The organism is Flavisphingomonas formosensis, from assembly GCF_009755815.1.
GTDB lineage: Bacteria > Pseudomonadota > Alphaproteobacteria > Sphingomonadales > Sphingomonadaceae > Flavisphingomonas > Flavisphingomonas formosensis.
This window is the reverse complement of the sequence record NZ_WRPK01000007.1, coordinates 21,810-40,862: the sequence shown is the minus strand read 5'-3', so window position 1 is coordinate 40,862 and position 19,053 is coordinate 21,810. Positions and strand designations below refer to the sequence as shown.

28 protein-coding genes are annotated in these 19,053 nt (G+C 63.8%); 19 read left to right on the top strand and 9 right to left on the bottom strand.

The window, feature by feature from the left end:
- Nucleotides 1–13 precede the first annotated feature (13 nt).
- The 8 genes from GQY20_RS18860 to GQY20_RS18825 all read right to left on the bottom strand — a co-directional run bounded on the left by GQY20_RS18860 (nucleotide 14) and on the right by GQY20_RS18825 (nucleotide 4,182).
- The gene (locus tag GQY20_RS18860; protein WP_332836099.1) at nucleotides 14–214 is read right to left on the bottom strand and encodes a helix-turn-helix transcriptional regulator; all 201 of its coding nucleotides are present in this window, start codon (nucleotides 212–214) and stop codon (nucleotides 14–16) included.
- Nucleotides 214–450 carry a hypothetical protein gene (locus tag GQY20_RS18855; RefSeq protein WP_157218703.1) on the bottom strand — a complete coding sequence of 79 codons (237 nt, stop codon included), beginning with the start codon at nucleotides 448–450 and terminating at the stop codon, nucleotides 214–216. The genes GQY20_RS18860 and GQY20_RS18855 overlap by 1 nt, the downstream gene beginning before the upstream one ends.
- A complete protein-coding gene (locus tag GQY20_RS18850; RefSeq protein WP_157218702.1) occupies nucleotides 426–731 on the bottom strand; it encodes a hypothetical protein in 306 nt (101 codons plus the stop codon). The genes GQY20_RS18855 and GQY20_RS18850 overlap by 25 nt, the downstream gene beginning before the upstream one ends.
- Nucleotides 715–1,215, bottom strand: coding sequence for a hypothetical protein (locus tag GQY20_RS18845; RefSeq protein WP_157218701.1), 501 nt, complete (start codon nucleotides 1,213–1,215; stop codon nucleotides 715–717). The genes GQY20_RS18850 and GQY20_RS18845 overlap by 17 nt, the downstream gene beginning before the upstream one ends.
- Nucleotides 1,209–1,466 carry a hypothetical protein gene (locus tag GQY20_RS18840; RefSeq protein WP_157218700.1) on the bottom strand — a complete coding sequence of 86 codons (258 nt, stop codon included), beginning with the start codon at nucleotides 1,464–1,466 and terminating at the stop codon, nucleotides 1,209–1,211. The genes GQY20_RS18845 and GQY20_RS18840 overlap by 7 nt, the downstream gene beginning before the upstream one ends.
- Nucleotides 1,463–2,305: a hypothetical protein gene (locus GQY20_RS18835; RefSeq protein ID WP_157218699.1), complete on the bottom strand. Its 843-nt coding sequence runs from the start codon at nucleotides 2,303–2,305 to the stop codon at nucleotides 1,463–1,465. The genes GQY20_RS18840 and GQY20_RS18835 overlap by 4 nt, the downstream gene beginning before the upstream one ends.
- On the bottom strand, nucleotides 2,305–3,282 hold the full coding sequence (locus tag GQY20_RS18830; protein ID WP_157218698.1) for a hypothetical protein: 978 nt from the start codon (nucleotides 3,280–3,282) through the stop codon (nucleotides 2,305–2,307). The genes GQY20_RS18835 and GQY20_RS18830 overlap by 1 nt, the downstream gene beginning before the upstream one ends.
- A 162-nt stretch (nucleotides 3,283–3,444) precedes the next feature.
- Complete coding sequence (locus GQY20_RS18825; RefSeq protein ID WP_157218697.1) at nucleotides 3,445–4,182, bottom strand: helix-turn-helix domain-containing protein; 738 nt, start codon at nucleotides 4,180–4,182, stop codon at nucleotides 3,445–3,447.
- A 71-nt stretch (nucleotides 4,183–4,253) separates the two neighbouring features.
- On the opposite strand from GQY20_RS18825, the gene GQY20_RS33060 reads away from it, so the two are divergent.
- Entirely contained in the window at nucleotides 4,254–4,523 is a 270-nt protein-coding gene (locus GQY20_RS33060; RefSeq protein ID WP_408641127.1) for a carph-isopro domain-containing protein, read from the top strand.
- 170 nt (nucleotides 4,524–4,693) lie between these two features.
- Here GQY20_RS33060 and GQY20_RS18820 read toward each other — a convergent pair whose 3' ends face one another.
- Complete coding sequence (locus GQY20_RS18820; protein ID WP_157218696.1) at nucleotides 4,694–4,927, bottom strand: hypothetical protein; 234 nt, start codon at nucleotides 4,925–4,927, stop codon at nucleotides 4,694–4,696.
- A gap of 17 nt (nucleotides 4,928–4,944) precedes the next feature.
- Here GQY20_RS18820 and GQY20_RS18815 point away from each other — a divergent pair, with 17 nt between their 5' ends.
- The 18 genes from GQY20_RS18815 to GQY20_RS18730 all read left to right on the top strand — a co-directional run bounded on the left by GQY20_RS18815 (nucleotide 4,945) and on the right by GQY20_RS18730 (nucleotide 19,049).
- Nucleotides 4,945–5,415, top strand: coding sequence for a hypothetical protein (locus tag GQY20_RS18815; RefSeq protein WP_157218695.1), 471 nt, complete (start codon nucleotides 4,945–4,947; stop codon nucleotides 5,413–5,415).
- 2 nt (nucleotides 5,416–5,417) lie between these two features.
- Nucleotides 5,418–6,347: a hypothetical protein gene (locus GQY20_RS18810; protein WP_157218694.1), complete on the top strand. Its 930-nt coding sequence runs from the start codon at nucleotides 5,418–5,420 to the stop codon at nucleotides 6,345–6,347.
- Nucleotides 6,348–6,536: 189 nt separating this feature from the next.
- Complete coding sequence (locus GQY20_RS18805; protein ID WP_198351060.1) at nucleotides 6,537–8,012, top strand: AAA family ATPase; 1,476 nt, start codon at nucleotides 6,537–6,539, stop codon at nucleotides 8,010–8,012.
- Complete coding sequence (locus GQY20_RS18800; RefSeq protein ID WP_157218692.1) at nucleotides 8,009–8,329, top strand: hypothetical protein; 321 nt, start codon at nucleotides 8,009–8,011, stop codon at nucleotides 8,327–8,329. The genes GQY20_RS18805 and GQY20_RS18800 overlap by 4 nt, the downstream gene beginning before the upstream one ends.
- Nucleotides 8,310–9,173, top strand: coding sequence for a hypothetical protein (locus tag GQY20_RS18795; RefSeq protein ID WP_157218691.1), 864 nt, complete (start codon nucleotides 8,310–8,312; stop codon nucleotides 9,171–9,173). The genes GQY20_RS18800 and GQY20_RS18795 overlap by 20 nt, the downstream gene beginning before the upstream one ends.
- A 63-nt stretch (nucleotides 9,174–9,236) precedes the next feature.
- Nucleotides 9,237–9,413: a hypothetical protein gene (locus tag GQY20_RS18790; RefSeq protein WP_157218690.1), complete on the top strand. Its 177-nt coding sequence runs from the start codon at nucleotides 9,237–9,239 to the stop codon at nucleotides 9,411–9,413.
- Between the two features lie 117 nt (nucleotides 9,414–9,530).
- A complete protein-coding gene (locus tag GQY20_RS18785; protein ID WP_157218689.1) occupies nucleotides 9,531–9,764 on the top strand; it encodes a hypothetical protein in 234 nt (77 codons plus the stop codon).
- Between the two features lie 696 nt (nucleotides 9,765–10,460).
- Nucleotides 10,461–11,066, top strand: coding sequence for an HNH endonuclease signature motif containing protein (locus GQY20_RS33055; RefSeq protein ID WP_408641126.1), 606 nt, complete (start codon nucleotides 10,461–10,463; stop codon nucleotides 11,064–11,066).
- A 58-nt stretch (nucleotides 11,067–11,124) separates the two neighbouring features.
- A complete protein-coding gene (locus GQY20_RS18775; RefSeq protein WP_157218687.1) occupies nucleotides 11,125–11,355 on the top strand; it encodes a hypothetical protein in 231 nt (76 codons plus the stop codon).
- Nucleotides 11,352–12,023 (top strand): hypothetical protein, encoded by a 672-nt coding sequence (locus tag GQY20_RS18770; RefSeq protein ID WP_157218686.1) that lies wholly within the window; start codon nucleotides 11,352–11,354, stop codon nucleotides 12,021–12,023. Before GQY20_RS18775 ends, GQY20_RS18770 begins: the two co-directional genes overlap by 4 nt.
- 24 nt (nucleotides 12,024–12,047) lie before the next feature.
- Nucleotides 12,048–12,260 (top strand): hypothetical protein, encoded by a 213-nt coding sequence (locus tag GQY20_RS18765; protein ID WP_157218685.1) that lies wholly within the window; start codon nucleotides 12,048–12,050, stop codon nucleotides 12,258–12,260.
- Nucleotides 12,261–12,426: 166 nt separating this feature from the next.
- Nucleotides 12,427–13,071: a hypothetical protein gene (locus tag GQY20_RS18760; protein ID WP_157218684.1), complete on the top strand. Its 645-nt coding sequence runs from the start codon at nucleotides 12,427–12,429 to the stop codon at nucleotides 13,069–13,071.
- Nucleotides 13,072–13,159: 88 nt separating this feature from the next.
- Nucleotides 13,160–15,163 carry a phage terminase large subunit family protein gene (locus tag GQY20_RS18755; RefSeq protein ID WP_232476150.1) on the top strand — a complete coding sequence of 668 codons (2,004 nt, stop codon included), beginning with the start codon at nucleotides 13,160–13,162 and terminating at the stop codon, nucleotides 15,161–15,163.
- Between the two features lie 12 nt (nucleotides 15,164–15,175).
- On the top strand, nucleotides 15,176–15,442 hold the full coding sequence (gene gpW / locus GQY20_RS18750) for a gpW family head-tail joining protein (RefSeq protein WP_198351058.1): 267 nt from the start codon (nucleotides 15,176–15,178) through the stop codon (nucleotides 15,440–15,442).
- Nucleotides 15,442–17,133: a phage portal protein gene (locus tag GQY20_RS18745; protein WP_157218681.1), complete on the top strand. Its 1,692-nt coding sequence runs from the start codon at nucleotides 15,442–15,444 to the stop codon at nucleotides 17,131–17,133. Before gpW ends, GQY20_RS18745 begins: the two co-directional genes overlap by 1 nt.
- On the top strand, nucleotides 17,133–17,405 hold the full coding sequence (locus GQY20_RS18740) for a hypothetical protein (protein WP_157218680.1): 273 nt from the start codon (nucleotides 17,133–17,135) through the stop codon (nucleotides 17,403–17,405). Before GQY20_RS18745 ends, GQY20_RS18740 begins: the two co-directional genes overlap by 1 nt.
- Complete coding sequence (locus GQY20_RS18735) at nucleotides 17,405–18,286, top strand: S49 family peptidase (protein WP_157218679.1); 882 nt, start codon at nucleotides 17,405–17,407, stop codon at nucleotides 18,284–18,286. Before GQY20_RS18740 ends, GQY20_RS18735 begins: the two co-directional genes overlap by 1 nt.
- Before the next feature lie 52 nt (nucleotides 18,287–18,338).
- Complete coding sequence (locus GQY20_RS18730) at nucleotides 18,339–19,049, top strand: hypothetical protein (RefSeq protein ID WP_232476149.1); 711 nt, start codon at nucleotides 18,339–18,341, stop codon at nucleotides 19,047–19,049.
- Nucleotides 19,050–19,053 lie beyond the last annotated feature (4 nt).

Genomic DNA, 19,053 nt, shown 5'->3' with positions numbered 1-19,053 from the left:
CCTTGCTCGCCCTTTAGAGCGACCGCCAACCCATCGGGTTCGCCACCCACGCGTTGATGTCACTCTCGTACCAGGCGACTAGCCCGGCCGAGATCTGAACGGATGGCGGGAAGGTCCCCTTCCCTATCCGATCGTAGATGGTGGAGCGCGACAGCTTGGTGCGGTCCTTCACCTCGCGGAAGCGGAGCAGATTGTCGCGGCTGCGGTCGATCATCATTCTTTCGCTCCATTCGGCAGCGCCGCCCGCCCAGGCATGCGCCGCACCTCCTGCGCCATGCCCCATAGCAGGCGCGATCCGCGGTCCGGAGGTGGCCCCTCATTCCGCCGCTCGGGCGGACGCCGGTCGCGGATGGCGGCCTGCCGCTCGAGCATGTCCGCGATCGTGTCGCGCATCTGTTCGCTGGCGAGGAGTTCACCCTCCCGGCTCACGCCGCCGCCGTTGTCTTCCATGGCCACCTCACTACGACCTCCTGCGGCGCTCGCTCGCCGGGATCCGGATCTCCGCCGACCGCCCCTTCCCGCTCCTCCTCCCAATGGCTGCAGAAGCGATCATAGGTCGTCTCGGGATAGCGGCTCACCAGCTGCCCGCTCATGTTCACCAGATCGGGCGGATAGAGCTGGCAGGTGCCAACATGCTGGTCCGCGACCGCATTCCGCACGGCATTGGCGAGCGGGGCCGCCGCCTGCGCCCACCAGCGGCAGGTCTCGCACCGGTTAGAGCGCGGCGTCATGGTTGCTGTCCTGGGCCGCCGTCTCGGCCTTGCGGGCTTTGTACCGGCCGACGAAATGCTGCAGCATCTCGTCCGCGCTCGCGAACTCGTCGATCTCCGCCGCGTCCGACAGTGCCGCGATCCCACCGCCGCGCATCTCGACAAAGGAATCGACTCCGGGATTGACGACGCCGATCGGGATGACCGGACGAATCCGGCCATCCAGGCAGAGCGCCCAGCCGATGATCGGGGAGCGGAAGATCATCGGCGGATCCGACGCGTCGAAGCTGACCAGATTGGTGCCGGTCTCCGCCGGCATGATCTGGATCGGGCGGTGCATCAGTTCATTATATTCGAACTCGAACAGCTCGACGGCTCGGTTCCCCCTGAGCTTCACCGGATAACGGTCGGCCTCCTTGGCACGCGCGTCGAGCGGCTTGATCCACTCGATGTCGGCGATCGGGAAGTCGCCCTTGCACATGATGTTGAAAAAGCCGCTCAGCATATCGGCATCTCCGGGTCCGCCGGCTGGTGCTCGCCGCACCGCATGTTCGCGGCGGTGCGGGGCCACAGCGTGGCGGCGCTGATATTTTCGGGGTCGATCAGACCAGCGAATGAGGTGCCCATCCGGCCGATGTGATTCAGCGCGGCCTCGCTGATGCGCGGCGCCTCGCGAAGGCACGCGGCTCGGGAGACACCGTCGCGATCGCGCGACGACCTCTCCCAATGTGCGCAGGTCGAGCAGCGCACGCTCATGACCACACCGCCGATCCCGCAAAGCGCGTGATCTCATGGGCGATTTGCTCGTGCGGTGACGAGGCGCCGTAGTCGTCGTGGCAGAAGACGGCCATTTTATAGACGACCGCTTCGGCGTCGGGCGCTGGGCAGGATATCAAGGCGTCCTGAGCGTAGGCGCGGGCCTCTGTGAGGCGGTTGGCCGCATCGGTGACGGCTTGGGGGATCGCGTCCACCAACGCCGACCGTTCCGGCCCTATCGGCAGAGCCTCCAGTTCGGGCGGATAGTTGGCGGCGATGTAGCCGCGTTCCGCGGTCAGAGCGGCTTCATAGCGCAGACGAGCGGCTTCCCATGCAGAGCTCCCGTCCAAAGGCGCCGCCGGCGCGGTGGGCGGCGCCCCACGAAGTGCCGCGATAGCGGAGACCAAGACGGCCTGAGGCCAATTGAGCTTCCTGCGCAGAGCGAGAAGGGCGTCGAGATCCTGGTTGAGGACCAATTCGTCATACTGGTCATCGATTCCGGAATTGGCGAGCGAGATCCAGATCAGCATCTCGGATCGGTCTATACCGGCGGTCTCGTTCTGGTCGATCGCCACTTCCGCGTCACAGACGATATCCCAGAGATCGTGCTCGATGTCCTTCGTCGGCAGCGTGTTCAGGGCGCGCCACGTCGCGCTCCAGCGGGCAAAGGTTGCCTCCAGCGTCTGCGCTGGCGCGCAGATCACTTTGGCGGCCGCAGCCTCGGCAGGGATGATGACGTCCGGCTGAAAGGTCACGGCCGGCGCGCTCACGGCGCCGACCCTCCCCTCTCTCATGCGGGCAGATCCGCCGTCGACGGCGATTTTCGAAAGGGCGCCCATCACAGCACCTCCGCTGCCGCGAGGCGCTCTACCTCATCCCACAGGGCATGATGATTTACAGCCGCGAGTTCGCCGCCTTTCCATGCCACGACGAGCTTGCGCAGCATCTGGCGGGCGTTGGTCGTCGGCAGAGCCATCAGGGCAAGCTCCGCCTCTGTCATCGCATCCGCAGCATCGTCGATGTCGGACTCGCTCTCGGCGAGCGCGACCTTGGCTTTGGTCTCGGCGAGCGCTCTTTCCGCCGCGATCCATTCGGGACTGTCGCTGTTGGCGCTCATGACGGCGCCCGCTGCCGCAAGGCGGCGCAGGTCAGCCTCAACCGCTTCCAGCGCATCCCTGTCGTCCAGCACGCCATGCTCGCGATGAAAGGCGAGCTTGGTGAACACATCTGCGAAGTTCGTGGCCGGGATCGCGTAGATAGCGACAGCGAGTTTGCAGAGCGCGTCGCCTCGCCTGATCTCCTCATCGGAAAGCTCGTCGAGCTTGTAGCGCTGGTCAATGCGCTGCTTCTCATGCTCCCGCTCGGCCAGCAGAGCCATCAGTTCGCGCGACGCCTCTACCCAATCGGCTCGCCCGCCCGCTATGTGGGAATCCGCTCTCTCCACAACGCCTTGTGCGATCGCCACCGAGGTTTCGTCCGACGTCGAAAGGTGGCGAACGCCGCTGTTGCTCTCGTAGCTGGCCTTGGTCGTCTTGTGCGGGATGGCCGCGATCTCGGCCTTTGCGCCGTCATAGGCGGCCTGCATCACGCTCCGGCCCCATTCGCTCGCCTCGGCGAGAACTCCCTCGTAGCGGGTAATGGCTTCGGTCAGGATGGATACGGCCGAAGCGCTCGCGGCCTCCATGGCCTGCGCTGCGCCGCTGGCGCGTACGCTGTTGGCTGGAGCGGCGGTGGTGGGATTTACGGTGATCGCGGGCTCAGTAGAGGCGGCGTCTTCGAACGCGCGCGAGGTGCCCATATCAACAACGTCGACCATAGCGGTCTCTCCTGCTTGAGGTTGCGCAGGAGATCCGCGGAGGCTGCCTTGGCGAGCGCGCTTATCCGGCCTGCGTCATCAGCGTCTTCGGCCCGAAGGCGATCGGCTGATGGCGCATTCAGTACAACGCGTATCGAACAACTGTCAATACAGTGCGTATCGCTAAAGCCGGTGCCCGACCCACAGCACCTTTCCGATGATGCCACCGTCCTCTGCGCTTACCGTCAACGCCGGTCGTCCGGATCCGTCAGAGAGAATCACCCCTTGTCCATCTTCTCTTTGCGTCACCCAGCCAATCACGATGTCTTCAACCTCAGCATTCCTCACCACCAATAGTTCGGGGCGAGCGTTCACCTCACCATATTCTCCATCTACCAAAACGAGATCGCCAGCGTGAACAGCAGGCTTGGATGAGAGGACAGGTGCTCGCATAAAGAAAAGAAATCCGTTCTTGAATTTCTCTTCGGGAATAGAAAGTGTCTCAGGCGAGACAATGTGAAAAACTATATCTCCGCTTTCCTTTCGTTTGACCTCCATTGACCTAACACCCACATCGAGCTCGATCACAAAGCTCATCCCGAAAGATCTTCCGGCGAGTTCAAGGAGTTCTTCGAGGCCCTCTCGATAGGTGAGTTCGGGATAAACAACTTCGGTGAAAAATTTCCCTACCGGGACGCGCCAAGATTCGCGGGCCGAAGGGCCGATATCGAGAAGCCAAATTGGGGAAACTCCGAAAGCCTCGCCATACATCTGAGCCTGGTCGATGCCATAAGCACGGGTGCCGTTTTCATGGTGGCGGTACGTCGCATCGCCCCAACCAAATTTACGTGCCGCAGCCGAGGCGGATTTAAATCCAGCTTCGATCCGCGCTTGGCGCAGGCGTTCAAAAGGCTTTTCCATAGACCTCTCTTAATCGGGAAGCGATACGCAGGGTATTGCCTTTATTTGATACGTTGCGTACTGAATCGGGCATGCGTTCGATCGAAGATATCTTTCAGTTGTGGCCGTCAGCCGCAGCACTAGCGAGGGCGATCAACGTCCCCGCAGTGACAGTGCGGCAATGGCGGAACCGCGGTTATCGCATTCCGAGCCGTTATTGGCCGGACATCCAGTTCGCTGCCAGAACACAGGGGAATGATGTCCCTCTGGAGGCGTTTCTGACACAAACGGCGAACTGCACCTCAAGAAAAAGCTTGGGCGAAGCAAAGCGTGCCGATAACCGCAGTCAGCCAAACAAGTGAACCTCTCCGGTAGCGCCCTACCTGCTAGCCCGGGCACCGGTAGTGCGGTCGATTTAGGGGTAGTGTGGGGCAGAAGCTCTTGCAGCCCATTGCAGCCCAAGATGCAGCGCCTCTTAGGACTTCCGCGCCTAAGGTCGGTGAGAGATCTAAGACACGTCAATTTCGATCGCTCAATCATTCACCGCCACCATCCGCCGAAACACCGTCGTGATCTCCAGCGCGAACCATCGCCGCGGGCCGGTCAACGTCATCTCGTTCGCCGTGTCGAGCTGATCGAGGAAGCTATGGATCAGATCCTCCGGAACGCCTGCGCTCACCATCGTGTGGACGAGTGCGCCCACCGTGTTCGCCCAGGCGAGCATCATTTCATCAATGCGTGCGCGCGCCCGCTTGTCCTTGACCATGCTGCAGGTGCTAACAAATGACCGCACCGCACATCCACCGGGCGCGCCGGACCTTTTCCGCGAATAAGTCGGTCGAGGTCCAGGGCCGGGTTCTCTCGGATATCAAGGCCGAGGACGAGATCACCTTCAAGGACATGGCGCGGGTGCTCGGCAAATCCGAGGACCGGGCCGCCATCTATACGGCGGGCGGATCGGCGGTGGATCTGCCGACCTTCCTGGCCGGGTGCGCGGAATGGGGCGGACGCTTCGCCGACCCACTGCTGGCCCTCGTCGGCGGCCGGTGGGCCGAGGCCGGCGCCATCTGCACCAGCGACGATCGCGGCGCGCTTACTCTCGCCACCCTCCTGCCCGCCATCATCGCGGTCGAGTCCGACGGGATGGTCGAGGCCGGCGAGCTGACGCCGCACGAGACGCTGATCCGGCGGGTGCACGCGCTGACGTCGGTCTGGCTGCAGATGATCGCCGACGGGAAAGCGACGGGGAACTGACCATGGCCAGGGGAAAGGATGACGCCTCGATGTTGCCAGCGCCGCTAACGTCGGCTGACTGCGATCTGCGCGACTTCGGCCGCATCATGATCGACATCACGCGCCTGTTCGGATCGACCTTCAACGCCAAGGCATCGCGTCATCCGCTTGCCTGGATGGTCGGCCACAAGCTCTGGTACCGCAGCTGGCACCAGGTGCCTGCCGCGTCCCTGCCGGACGACGATGACGAGCTCTGCTACCTCGCCGAACTGGGGTTCGACCGTGTCACATGGGACAGTGTGCGCGATGTCGCGATGCACGGGTGGGTGCGGTGCAATGACGGCCGTCTGTATCATCCCGTCGTCGCGGAAGAAGCGCTCACTGCATGGGCACGCAAACTCAGAAAGCGGCATCTGACCCTCTGTGCAGCGGTCCGAAAACACAATGAACGGCATCCCGACGCCACGATAGAAGCGCCAAATTTCGAGCAATGGGAAGGACTTGGCCGTCCCGATCGGGTCACGCAAATGTCACGCGTGACAGCGGGGTCCGCGTCACGCCCAAGTCACGCGAAAAAAAGCTCCAAGGGACAGGGACAGGGACAGGGACAGGGACAGGGACAGGGACAGGGACAGGGACAGTCTTATAATAATATACCTTCGGTAGGCGCCGCGACGCGCGGCACACGACTGCCCGCCGATTTCGTCATGCCCGACGACTGGATCGATGCGGCGGTGGCGAAGGGCCTTCCCCCGCCGGAGGTGGCCCGCGAGGCGGAGAAGTTCGCGAACTACTGGCAGGCGAAGAGCGGCCGGGATGCCACGAAGATCGACTGGCGGAAGACCTGGCTGAACTGGGTGCTCAACGCCGGCAGTCGCGCCGGTCGCGCCGAGCCCGAACGCGAGAACGATCCTCGCGTCCTCGGCGGCATGCGGTTTTCCTCGCCATGCTGAGCGCCGCCGAGATCCTTTCCGAGGCGCGCATCGTCCTGAAGAACCGCGGGCCGGGGAACCACAAGACGCTGTGCCCGCAGTGCTCGCACACCCGCAAGCATAAGCTCGACCCCTGCCTGTCCGTCACGATCGGCGACGATGGCGTCGTCTGGAAATGCCACAATTGCCCTTGGAGGGGCGGAAAACCCTATGCAGATCCATCCGAAACACGTCGAATGGCTGGAGGCCAGAAGCCTCAGCGCGGAACTGGCGGTCGACCTGGGGCTCACCTCGATCGAGCGCGGCGGAAAGCACTGGCTGACCGTGCCGTACCTCGAACACGGCAAGGTTGTGAACCACAAATACCGGCTGACCGGCGCGAAGCGTCACATGATGGATTCGGGCGCTCCGCTCTGCCTGTGGAACCACGACGTGCTGCTATCGGAGGAGGTCCGGAACGGGGCCGCGGTGGTGATCACCGAGGGGGAGTGGGATGCGATCGCAGCGATCCAATCCGGGTTTCACCCGTCGGTGTCCGTCCCGAACGGCGGCCCGGATCAGGCCCACAAGGGCGAGATCAGCGAGGAAAATGACGCTGAGCGGTATCGCTTCATCTGGCGGGCCAAGGCGCTCCTGGACGAGGTGAAAACCTTCATCCTCGCCGTCGACGGCGACCATGTCGGGCGGATCCTGGCGGCCGAGCTCGCCCGCCGACTCGGTCCGGAGCGATGCCGGTTCGTGACCTATCCGGACGGCTGCAAGGACCTGAACGAGGTTCTCGAGGCGCACGGCGAGGGCGGCGTGGCGCGGGTGCTGAACAGCGCGAAACCCTATCCGGTGAAGGGCCTGTATCGGCTCAGCGACTTTCCCGAACCGCCCCCGCTGGAGACGGTCAATCTGGGCATCCCCGGCATGGACGATCCCCCGATGCTCGTCATGGGGACGCTGACGGTCTGGACGGGATTCGCCGGCGCCGGCAAGACATCGCTGCTCGTGTTCGTCATCGGGCAGCTGCTCCGCCGGGGCATCCGGATCGCGCTCGGCAGCTTCGAGACGCTGGTGAAACCGATCCTGCAGACGAAGCTCCGGGCCACTCTGCTCGCCTGCTCCGACAAGGACGTGGACAATCGGAATTTCGTGTCGGCGGAGCGCCTGGCCGAGGTCGATGCGATGCTCGAGGAACGCGTCGTCATCATCAGCCAGGACATTGCCGACGAGGAACACGAGCTGACGCTCGAGGAGCTTCTGGAAGATTTCCGCATCTCCGCGATCCGCGATGCGACCCGGCTGTTCATCGTCGATCCGTGGAACGAGATCGAGCACAAGCGGCGGCCCGAGGAATCGGAGACGGATTACACGGGCCGCGCCATCCGCGCGCTGAAGGCGTTCGCCCGCCTGTACAACGTCGCGGTCTGGATCGTGGCGCACCCGAAAAAGCCCATGCAGTGGGGGCAGAGACCGGTGGCGCCGGGCCTTTACGACGTGTCGGGCTCTGCCCATTGGGCGAACAAGGCCGATTACGGCTTCGTGATCGATCGCCCGAACAAGGAACTGCCGGTGACCGAGCTCGCATGCACGAAGGTCCGCATGGGTCTTCCCGGCCGCGAGCAGACCATCAAGCTCGAATGGCACTGGCGGTACAGCAACTATCTGCCAGCCGAAAACCGCGAGGAGCGTGGATCATGATTATCGATTTCGAAGACGTCGAAGTGTCCGATGGGCCGGACCGCATCCCGCTCAGCGATCTGACGATATTATGGAATTTTGGGGAGGATCGCGGTCAGGACGGCGCAATTTATGCCGTTCGTCAGTCCGACGAAGCCAAGCCGTTGACCCAGCGATCCGACGGCGCCTGCTGTGGCGACTGGCTGCAAATGAGCCGCCACCAGCGCTGGGATGCCGTCTGGCGCATCCTCGGCCAGGCCGTGATCCGCGACGGCGCGAAGCTCGAGGACGCGCGCGCCGTCGTCGGGATGATTGAGGATGACGACGCGGCGCTCTGATGCGGTCGATGATCTGGGTACGGATGTAGGGGTGAAGATGAGCGGGGACGTGACAGAGACGCCGACGCAGCGGAAGGCGCGGGAACGGCGCGAGCGGATCGCCGCTGCACGCCAAGAGCTCGCCCGTCGCTATGCCGAGGATCCGGAGGCGGTCGACCGCTACAACGCGCGTCGCGCGCGCCTGGATGCCGCCGACAAGCGCGAGCGGGAACGGTTCGAGCATCTCGTGCTCGGCCGGGCACGTCCAAAGGAGGTGGTCACGGTCGGCAAGCGCGGCGGGCGGAAGAAGCCGAAGCGAGTTGCGATGCCGGTTCAGCTTTCGCCGGGGATCGAGGAAGCCGTTGCGATCCGGGAGCAGTTCGGCGCCGGCGGAACGCCGGAGACCGAGGCCCAGGCTGCCCGGACCCACACCGACAGCATTGCCCAGCTCGTCAGGAACGGCACGATCGACAAGGATCAGCAGGAATGGGCAGATGCGATCGCGAACGTCTATCGCAGCATCGAGGCTGACGTGGGCGTGAAAGGCGCCAGTCTGGAGATGCGTGTCGATCAGTCGCCGCGGCGCGCCGGCGTCGCGGAGGGTATCCACCGTGTACGCTTGCACCTGGCATACTGGCGCTGGCGGGAATTGCTGCCGCAGCCGAAGCAGATGGTGCTCGACATGATCGTCGGCGACGCGGTGGGCTACACCGTCGCGGCAAAGCGATACGGGCTCGACTGGCGCCGAGCCCGGCGCGAACTGATCGCGGCGCTCGATCGCTGGCCCGAATGCGTCGCCGAGGTCTATCGATCGGTCAGTGAGCAAGAGATCGAACGGGCTCGGAACGATGCGTATCGCTTTTGAGAGACAAACGAAACAGCTTGCCAGATTCTTGTGTATGCTTCGCGCGAAACATGGAGGAATCGAATGCTGCAAATGGAACGACAAGCCACGCTGGCCTTCAAGCAGCAAATCGAACGCGACATGTTCGGCAATCTGCGGCTGATAGGAGATGGCCGGCGCGGGCCGCCTGTCGCCCGCGACCGTCTGGCCGACGCCGAGCGTAGGCTCACAGACTGCAAAGCGATTCTGTTCAATGCCTGAAGGACCAAGCGCGAGAAGCACCCCCGCCGATGGGAAATTGCGGATGTCGCGAAGCTGGAGAGGACGCGGAAGAGGCCCCAGCGAACCGCGGTTCCTGTAGGAAGCGGATAGAATGACATGTTCGAAACGACCGTCTTGAAAATCGGAAGCCCGGATGGTCAGAGCGAGCTGGAAGTCGCTCGCTTGCCGACAGGAATGTACCAATTCACAGAGTGGACCAAGCAGGCTGGCGACGAATCCACTGGCCCCTGCACCGCGTTAACGCACCTGTCGGGCCTATATGAAACCCAAGAGGCTGCTGAGACTGACGCCCGCCAGATACTACCGTGGTTCCGCGATATTTCAAAATGACCCACCCCCTCGCCCCGTATTGACGCCGTTACGAAAATGCGCGAAAAAGGGGCTCCACAATTGCGCCTGACGCGCACCGTTACCCCACCCTGCGGGGTTTGTGATCGGGCTCTCCCTGTGTTCTTGCTATTGTTGGTGGTCTCGGCGGCTGCCGTTGGTGCGATGCTGTTGGTCAAGGTCAAAGGGTAGCGATGATAACTGGCCTTGTTCTGGCATTGGCGGGCGTCACCGAAAGGCCATTTGCAACGGTTAGCGATGAACTGATTTGCTGGGCATACGTTAACAAGGTCGCACCCCAAAATAATGGTAAGACATATGCTTACATTCATGTTTCTGACGCTAAGGCGAATTGTTCTGAAAAGGTCCTCGATTTTATAATCGACGTTAATTTGGACGTGAATAAGACGCCTTTCGACGCCGACCGCTTCCTGAGATTGGAAAACAAATTTCAATGCCAGAGTCTCGCGGTTGCGGAAGCCATGAAGCGTGGCTGGTATTACCGTTATACTTTTCGGTTTCCGAACGCTCGTCCGACAACCAGATTGCTGCGCTGCTGACCGCCCTTGCGTCGGGGCACGCCACCGGCACGAGCCTGTCGCCTGACGCGCAGCAAGACCCCGCTCCGGCGGGGTCTTTCGTATCCAGATCACAGCGGCGTAGAGCAGTGGTAGCTCGGGTTGCGCAGCAAAGTCGGCTATGCCAAAGCATCGCTCTATGGCGCAGGATGAAGTTCGCGGTGGCATCGCCAGGTCTCGAGCAATGCGAGCTGCCTATTTTGCAAACCCGCCGCTCTGCAATCATTGTAACGGTCCGATCGGGTTGAGCGGAAAAGACCGTCCGGCTGACGGCAGAAAGAAGAAATTCTGCTCCCGCTCGTGCGCCGCATCGTTCAACAACTGCTTGCCAAAGCGGGCACGAGCTGTGGTTCCCTGCAGAACCTGTGGTGCGAATGTCAACGAGGGCATTCGCGGCGTTTCATTTAGCGGGCGAGCCTACTGCAAGGGGTGCTGGTCGAACCGAAGGGGCTTGCTCGGGCGACGCGAGAAGAGCGAGTGTTCACATTCGGTGATCCGAGCCCATGCTCGATCGACCATTTCGCGATCGCCGAAGCGCTGCATGATCTGCGGATACGATCGGCACGCCGAAGCGTGTCATCTGCGACCGGTAGCAGCCTTTCCTGGTACTGCTCGGCTCGACGAGATAAACTCATCTACGAACCTCGTGTGGCTCTGCCCCAACCATCATTGGGAACTAGACCACGGAATGCTCGCATTCGAACGTCTCTTGGACGAGCGATCCTAAGTCCGCAGGTCATTGGTTCGACTCCGATCGCCGCGACCAGTTCACCGGAGATGCTTATATGGCGATGGTGCGCGTGAACAGGGAACTAATGATCAACGCCGCCTACGTGTCTCACGTGAAATGGGATCGGCGCCAGTACATAAACGCGCCGGGCGACAGCATGCTTGTCATCACCATGGCGGACGGTGCCGTCCATCGCGTTAGGCACGAACCTTGGCTCATGGGCGGAACGGACTGCTATGCCGTAGAGCGCGAAATAGACTCCGCGCTCGCCCAAGCCGGCCTATGATCGTCGTCAACCTCAAGCCCGACATTCGCACACTGCATCGGGACATGACCGCGTTCCACCGCGACCAGATGCCCTTCGTCGACGCGCTGGCGCTCACCACGCTGGCCAAGGGTGTTCAGGGCGAGGAACGCGAGCAGGTCATCGAGACCTTCGACAAGCCGACGCGGTTCACCGAGAACGCCTTCGCCATCCTGCCGGCCACGAAGAGCACGCCGATAGCCGTGATCTTCCCGAAGGATATCCAGGCCGAGTACCTGGCGCCATTCGTCGACGGTGGCTCGGGCATGCAGGAGCTGCGCGGCAAGCGCGGCATGCTGGTCCCGAAAGGCCTGCCGGTGAATGCCTACGGGAACATCCCCAAGGGGAAGGTGGCGCAGCTCAAGGCCAAGCCGAACGTGTTCGTCGGTTCGGTCAAGGCCAAGGACGGACGGATCATCAACGGGGTGTGGCAGCGGCCGACGGCGGCCAGGAAGGCGAAGCGCGCCAAGCCCGGCACCGCGCAGCCGGGCCACCTCAAGCTGCTGATCCGCTTCTCTGACCCGGCGCCGGTGAAAGAGCATCTGGATTTCTTCCGGGCAGCCGAAGCCTATCTGCGCCGCAACGCGCGCAAGGCATTCGAGGATGCCTATGCGCAGGCGATCGCGACGAAGCGGGTCGTTTTCAGCTGATGCCTTCAATGCTATCATGCCAGCATGACGAAGGATGCACGACAGTCATTGATAGCGCTGTGTTCGGTGACTTTGCTCATCGGGTTATCCGTCGTCAGTGTCAGCCTCCTCAAAGGCATCGACATTCCCGATTGGGTTCTCCCGCTGGGATTGGTGCTCATGACTATCGATTTTGGTTGGCGCTTCATCCTGTGGATACGGGCCAAACGATCCGCCTCTGAGGAAACACCCACCTAGGCATTTCGTCCGCGCGCCTGGGAGTGGTCACCCTCCCCTCCTCCGGCCGCTATCGAGGCAACCACAGATGGTGAGCGTGGGTCCTTCCTGACCCCTCAGGCAACGAGGGTATTTCGCGCGCGCGTCTCGCGGCCAGCGCTGAGCTGCGAAAGGTGTCCGCACCCCGATGTCCGCACCGTCCGCGCCGGTTTCCATCCGCGAGTTCGCCCGCCTCGATGGTTGCGATGAAAAGCTGGTTCGCCGCGCCGTAAAGGCCGGAAAACTGCTGCTGTCCGGCGATGGCAAGATCGATCCTGCGCTCGCCGGATCGGGTTGGCGGAGACAGAATCGCCGCACTGAAAATGGTGCGGACACTGCATCATCGGCAAAAAAGGTGTCCGCACCCGCACAGCCTGTGCGGACAAAGCGGAAAGCATCGCGCGGGGCCACGGCGGAAGACCTGCAGGAGGCACTGGACGCGATCGCCGGCGAAGAGGTCGACGACTTCCTTGCCAAGGTGTTGCGCGGCGATTTCGCATCTGTCGTCCGCGCCGAGCAGATCAAGGAAAATGGCCTCGCAGCGAAACACCTGATCGCGGCCAGGAAGGAAGCTGGCAGCCTCGTGGAGGTCGAGCGCGCCGAGGCGATATTCTTCGAAGCTGCGCGATCATGGCGCGACGCCTGGATAGGGTTCCCGACACGGGTCGGCCCGCTGCTCGCGGCGGACCTCGACGTCGACACAGATCGGGTCGTGGAGGCTCTCACGATCCATGTCCAACATCAGCTTGAGCAGCTCGGCGAGCCGCAGGGCGACTTCACCGCTCAGCAGTAACGAGGAGCGCTTGCACCGCGCCGCGCGGCGGGGCTGGACGCCGCCGCCGCGGGATAGCCTTCCCGACTGGGCCGACAAGGAGCGCCGCTTGGCCAAGGAGGCCGGCAGCAGCTCCGGTCGGTGGCGGACCTCGACGGTAGAGATTGCGCGCGGCCCGATGCTCGCGGCCACCGAACCGGGTGTGCACGTCATCACCGCGATGGTGGCCACACAGCTGCTCAAGACATCGCTGCTCGAGAACATCGTGGGGTTTCACGCGCATCGCGATCCCTGCCCGATCCTGCTCGTCCAGCCCAAGGAAGACGCGGCCGAGCAGTTCAGCAAGGAGCGCATCGGCCCGCTTATCAATGCCACGCCCGCGCTTCGCGAGCTGGTCGGTACGGTCAAGACACGGAAGGCGGAGGAGACCCTTCTATTCAAGTCTTTCCCGGGCGGCTTTCTGGCCCTTGTCGGCGCCGGCAGCCCGGACAACCTTGCGCGCCGGCCCGTGCGGATCGTGCTGTACGACGAGGTCGATAAATACCCGGTCACCCGCGAAGGCGATCCGATCGACATCGGCGACGAGCGCATGGCGTCGTTTCCGAACTGGCTTTCGGTGCGGGTATGCTCACCGACGGTCAAGGACGAGAGCCGGATCGAAGCGAGCTTCCTTGCGTCTGATCAGCGCCGTGCGAGCGTCGAATGTCCGGATTGCGGTCACCGGATGGTGCCGGAGTTCTTCAAGCACGTTGAATGGGACAAGGGCGAGGATGGCAATCGCCATCGGACGGAAACGGCCCGGATCTTCTGCGAGGCCTGCGGATCGGGCTGGACGGAGGGACAGCGCCGCCGCGCCCTCGCGACGATCCGCTGGCACCAGACGCGCCCGTTCGAATGCTGCGGCGAGCGGCAGGCGCCCCTCGAGGCATACGAGGCAGCATGGCGCGCGGGCGATCCGGATCCGGTCGCCAAGGTCTGGGACTGGTGGGAAGGCGATCGCTGGGCGGTCTATCGCGCCCGGTGTGTGCACTGCGGTTCGTGGCCCGTGCCCAACGAACATGCCGGCTTCCAGGCCGGCAAGCTCTATTCGCCCTGGCCAAAGGATGCGCCGCCCTACATTGCGCGGAAATGGATCGCCGCGGAGGGCGACGAAGACAAGAAACAGGTGTGGTGGAACACGCAGGCTGCGTGGCCATACCGCCGCCACGGCGGCCGCGAAGTCGAGATGTCGGAACTGCTGGCCCGCCGGGAGAACTGGCCGCCAGGCATCGTGCCGGACGGTGTAGCGCTGCTGACCGCCGGCATCGACGTCCAGGACTATCGCCTTGAGATCGAAATCGTTGGATGGGGGCGAGACGAGGAAAGCTGGTCGATCGAGCACCATGTGATTGACGGCGAAATGTCAGACCCAGCGACGCAGGCGCAACTCGACGAGCTGCTGAAACGGGTGTGGTACCGGGCAGACGGCCGTCCTTTCGAGATACGGGCCGCCTGCATCGATTCCGGCGGCCATCACACCGACCGCGTCTATGACTTTTCGAAGGGTCGGTTGGGCCGCAAGATCTGGGCGATCAAGGGTGAGAGCGCGCGGACCGGCTATCGCAATCCGGTGTGGCCGGTGAAGCGGCCGAGCTCGCGAAGCAAGAAGACGTTCCGGCCGGTGATCATCGGCGTCAACGCCGCAAAGGATGCCTTGCGCAGCATGCTGCACAAGATGGCGCCGGGCCCCGGATACATGCATTTCAACGGCGATTGGGATCAGCCGGCGTTCGAGCAACTCACCGCCGAGCGGATCCTGATCGAGGGTGAAGGGGCACAGAAGGTCAAGAAGTGGGTGCCGATCCCCGGCCGGGCCAATGAGCGGCTCGACTGTCGGGTGTATGCGCTCGCCGCTCTGCGCGGCCTTGTCCACATGGGCCTGAAGCTCAACCGGATCGCGAACGAAGTCGGAGCGATGGTCACGGAATGGCTCGCGCCTGCCTCGCAGGATGAACCCTCCCCTGCCCCGGCGGCGCCGACAGTACCCGCCAAAGTTACCGATGAACCGCCAGCGGCGCCCGTCTCGCCGCCGCCGAAAAGGCCGAGTGGCTCGCTGAGCCGCCGCCTCGCCTGAAGGAAGATGCCCATGCGCTACGATCCGAGCCGCAGCATCCTTGCCGGCATGGACACTGCCGTACTGCAGGCGCGCCTGCAGCAGATGCAGCGGGACTATCTCGATCTCATGTCGGGCAAGAAGGTGATCAGTGGGTCCTATACGCAGGGAGATGGCGCGAAGAGCGTCACCTATTCCATGACGAATATCGGCCAGCTCACGCTCGCCATTCGCCAGTTGCAGACACAGCTCGGCATCATCTCCTCGCCACGCCGCGCGCTCTCGGTCGGATTTCGCTGATGCCGAACGTGCCGCAGCTGATCGACAATCGCGGACAGCCGATCCCGTCCGCGATCATCGCCCAGATCCGCGACAATGCCCGCACGCGCGGGCGCATGCGTGGCTCCATCAACAGTGGCGGCGGCCCGCAGAATTTCTTCCCCTACGACGCGGGCAGCTGGTTCTCGCAGGAGACGGGGGATTGGTATCCGGTCATCCGTTCGCCGGACACCGAGATCAACATCTACCGCGACCGGATCGCCTCGCGCGCCCGGGACCTTCGGCGCAACGACAGTTGGGCGAGTGGCGCGGTCAGCCGGATCCTCGATTCGACGATCGGCGCATCCTATCGGTTCGTGGCAAAGCCGGATTATCGCGCGCTTGGGCTGCACGCGAAGGGCTTCGACGCTGTCTGGGCAAACGAGTATCGCCAGGCCCTGGAGGCGCTGTGGCGCACCTATTCGGAAGACCTCGGCCATTATAACGACGTCAATCGCCGGCTGACCGTCTCGCAGCAGTTCCGCCTCGCGCTCGGCCACAAGCTGGTCGACGGCGAATCGCTGATCGTCGCGCAGTGGCGGCCGGATCGGCTCGGGCGCGGCGCGGCAACCTATGCGACGGCATTCGAGGGCGTCGATCCGGATCGGCTGTCGAACCCGTACATGCAGACGGACACTAAGATCCTGCGCGGCGGCGTCGAGCTCGACAAGGATCAGGTGCCCGTCGCCTACCATATTCGCCGGGCGCATCAGAACGACTGGTACAATGCGGTCGAGAGCATGGAATGGGACCGCATCGAGCGCGAGGATCCCGACGGCTGGCGGCGCGTCTATCACGACTATGATCCCGAGCGGTTCGGCCAGAACCGCGGCGTGTCGGTGTTCGCGCCCGTCATCAACCGGCTGAAGATGCTGGCCAAGCTCTACGGCGTGAAGCTGCAGGCAGAGACGGTCGCGTCCGCCTTCGGCATGTATGTCACCTCGCCGTTCGATACGGAGATGGTCCGCAGCGCCCTCGAGAACGAGGACGACGAGGAAAGGGGCTGGTCCTGGTACCAGGGCATGCGGTCGGACTTTCACAGCGATCGCGACATCAACATCAACGGCGTGCGGGTTGCGACGCTCGCGCCCGGCGAGAAGATCGAGACGGTCGCTCCCGGCGGCAATGCCGGCGATTTCAGCCCGTTCACGCATGAGATGCTGCGCGCGGTGTCGGTCTGCCTCGGCATGTCGGCGGAAGAGGTCCACAACGATTATTCGGATTCGAGCTGGTCATCTGCCCGGGCCGGCATCGTCCAATCGGAAAAGACCTACAATCGGCGCTGCGACGAGTTCGACATCAACACCGCAACGCCCGTCCTCGCCACCTGGCTGGAGGAGCCTTTCGAGCGCGGCGAGCTCCCCCTGCCCCGCAATGCCCCGTCCTATCTTGAGATGCGCACCGCCTATGCGCGCGGTCGCTGGCTGGGCGTCGCGCGCGGCTGGGTCGATCCGGTCGCAGAGCGCCAGGGTGTCGTTCTCGGCCTCGATGCCGGCCTCTCCACGATGGAAGAGGAGTGCGCCAAGCAGGGCATGGATTGGGAAGAGAATCTGGAGCAGCGCGCCGTCGAATATCAGCGCATGCAGGATCTCGGCCTGCCGCATCCGCAGTGGTTCGGGCCCGAAGTCTCGGCCACCGAAGCCTCCGAGAAGCCGAAGACGGAGCAGGCCTGATGTTCATCGACGTCACCCGCTACGGCGGGATGCGTACGCTCCGCCTCGCGGTCGCGGCGATCGCCTATCTCGACGCGGTCGAGGGCGGATCTTCGGTGCACCTGATCGGTAGCGAGCGTCTGCGCGTGAACGAAAGCCCGGACGAAATCGAGGCACTGATAGCCGCGGCTGCTCCGAAAACGCAGGCGCTAGAGCCGATCGCCGTTGAGAAGATACCGGCCATGCCTGCGGTTGCGCCGGGCGCGCGCGACGGACGGCAGCGGAGGCGCTGATGCATAGCTTTCCACTCCACCTCGCCTCGCGACTGTTCAATGCCGGCATTGCGCTCAATGAGTCCGACGCCCCCCTCGCGCTCCAGCTTCTCGGCCAGTCGTTTCCGTTGCGGGCCGATGGCGGCGCGGCAAGCGAGATCGGCGCCGGCGAGGAATGGGGATCACCGCGCCGGGGATCGGGCAGCGAACGACCCTACGACGTGATCGCGGGTGTTGCCGTCATTCCGGTCAAGGGCGTTCTCATTCAGCGCCTCGGCTGGCTTTGGCACTATGGCGAATATTTCGGAATTTCCGGATATGACCGGATCCGCTTCCAGTTCGTGGCGGCGCTGGCCGATCCCGACGTCGACGCGATTGCGCTCGATGTCGACAGCCCCGGCGGCGAAGTAGCCGGCTGTTTCGACCTCGTCGACACGATCTATCGCGCGCGTGGCGTCAAGCCGATCGCCGGGATTCTGGGCGAAAACGCCTATTCGGCGGCCTATGCGCTCGTCTCTGCTGTCGACCCCGGCCGGCTTTGGGTGCCGCGGACGGGCGGCACCGGATCGGTCGGCGTCATCTATCTGCACCTCAGCATCGCCAAATGGCTGGCGAACAACGGCATCACGCCGACGCTGATCACAAAGGGCGCACTGAAGGGCGAGGGCAGCGAGATGATCGACCTGTCCGATGACGCCCTCGCGCGTATCCAGGCCGACGTCGATGCCGTCGGCGAGATCTTCGATGCCACCGTCGCGCGCAACCGCGGCATGGCCAAGAAAGACGTGACCGCCACGCAGGCGGGCACGTTTCCAGGCTCCAAGGGTGTCGACATCGGCTTCGCTGATGCCGTGGCGGCGCCCGACGAGGCATTCCGGGCGCTGCTCAAGCAGCTCGACTGAACGCAGGGGGCCCGGCCCCGGCAGGCTTCGCGCCAATCACAAGGATGTGCATATGAAATCCTCCAGCCAGCTTATGGCCGGCGCGAGCCGCTTCGCGCATTTTGCCGGCCTCACCCGTGCCTCGCGTCGGGCGGCCGACGACGATCAGGACAAGGACGCCCGCGCCGAAGAGGACGAGCGTGACGACGACGCCTCGGAAGAGGACGACGAGGAGCCCAAGGGCAAGAAGGGCAAGGGTGCTCGCCGCGCCGAGGACGATGATGGCGACGGCGATGACGACGAGCCCCGGGGCAAGAAGGGATCGCGCGCCGAAGACGACGACGGCGACGACGAGGAGCCGAAGTCTCGCGGCAAGCGCTCGCGCCGCGCCGAGGACGATGACGACGATTCCGAACCCGAGGATGATGACGACAAGGAAGAGATGAACGGCCGCAGCGCCAAGGCGGCCGCACGTCGCCGAGAGCGCGCGCGGTGCGCAGCCATCTTCGCGCATCCTTCGGCTGCCCGCAACGTGGCTCTCGCCGCCTCGCTGGCATTCGAGACGACCATGACCCGCAAGGAGGCGATCGCCGTCCTGCGCAGTCAGGCGGACCGCTCTGACGACCGTGGGGACCGCGAGCCGCAGGGCAATCGTCACGCCCGGACCGACCGGTCCGCGCGCAACGTCAGCCTGGGCGGCGATGCCCCGCCGCTCAACGGCAAGGCTGCCGTGAAGGCGAGCTGGGACACCGCCTTCAAGAAGGCGGGTGTCGCAACTCGCTGACCGC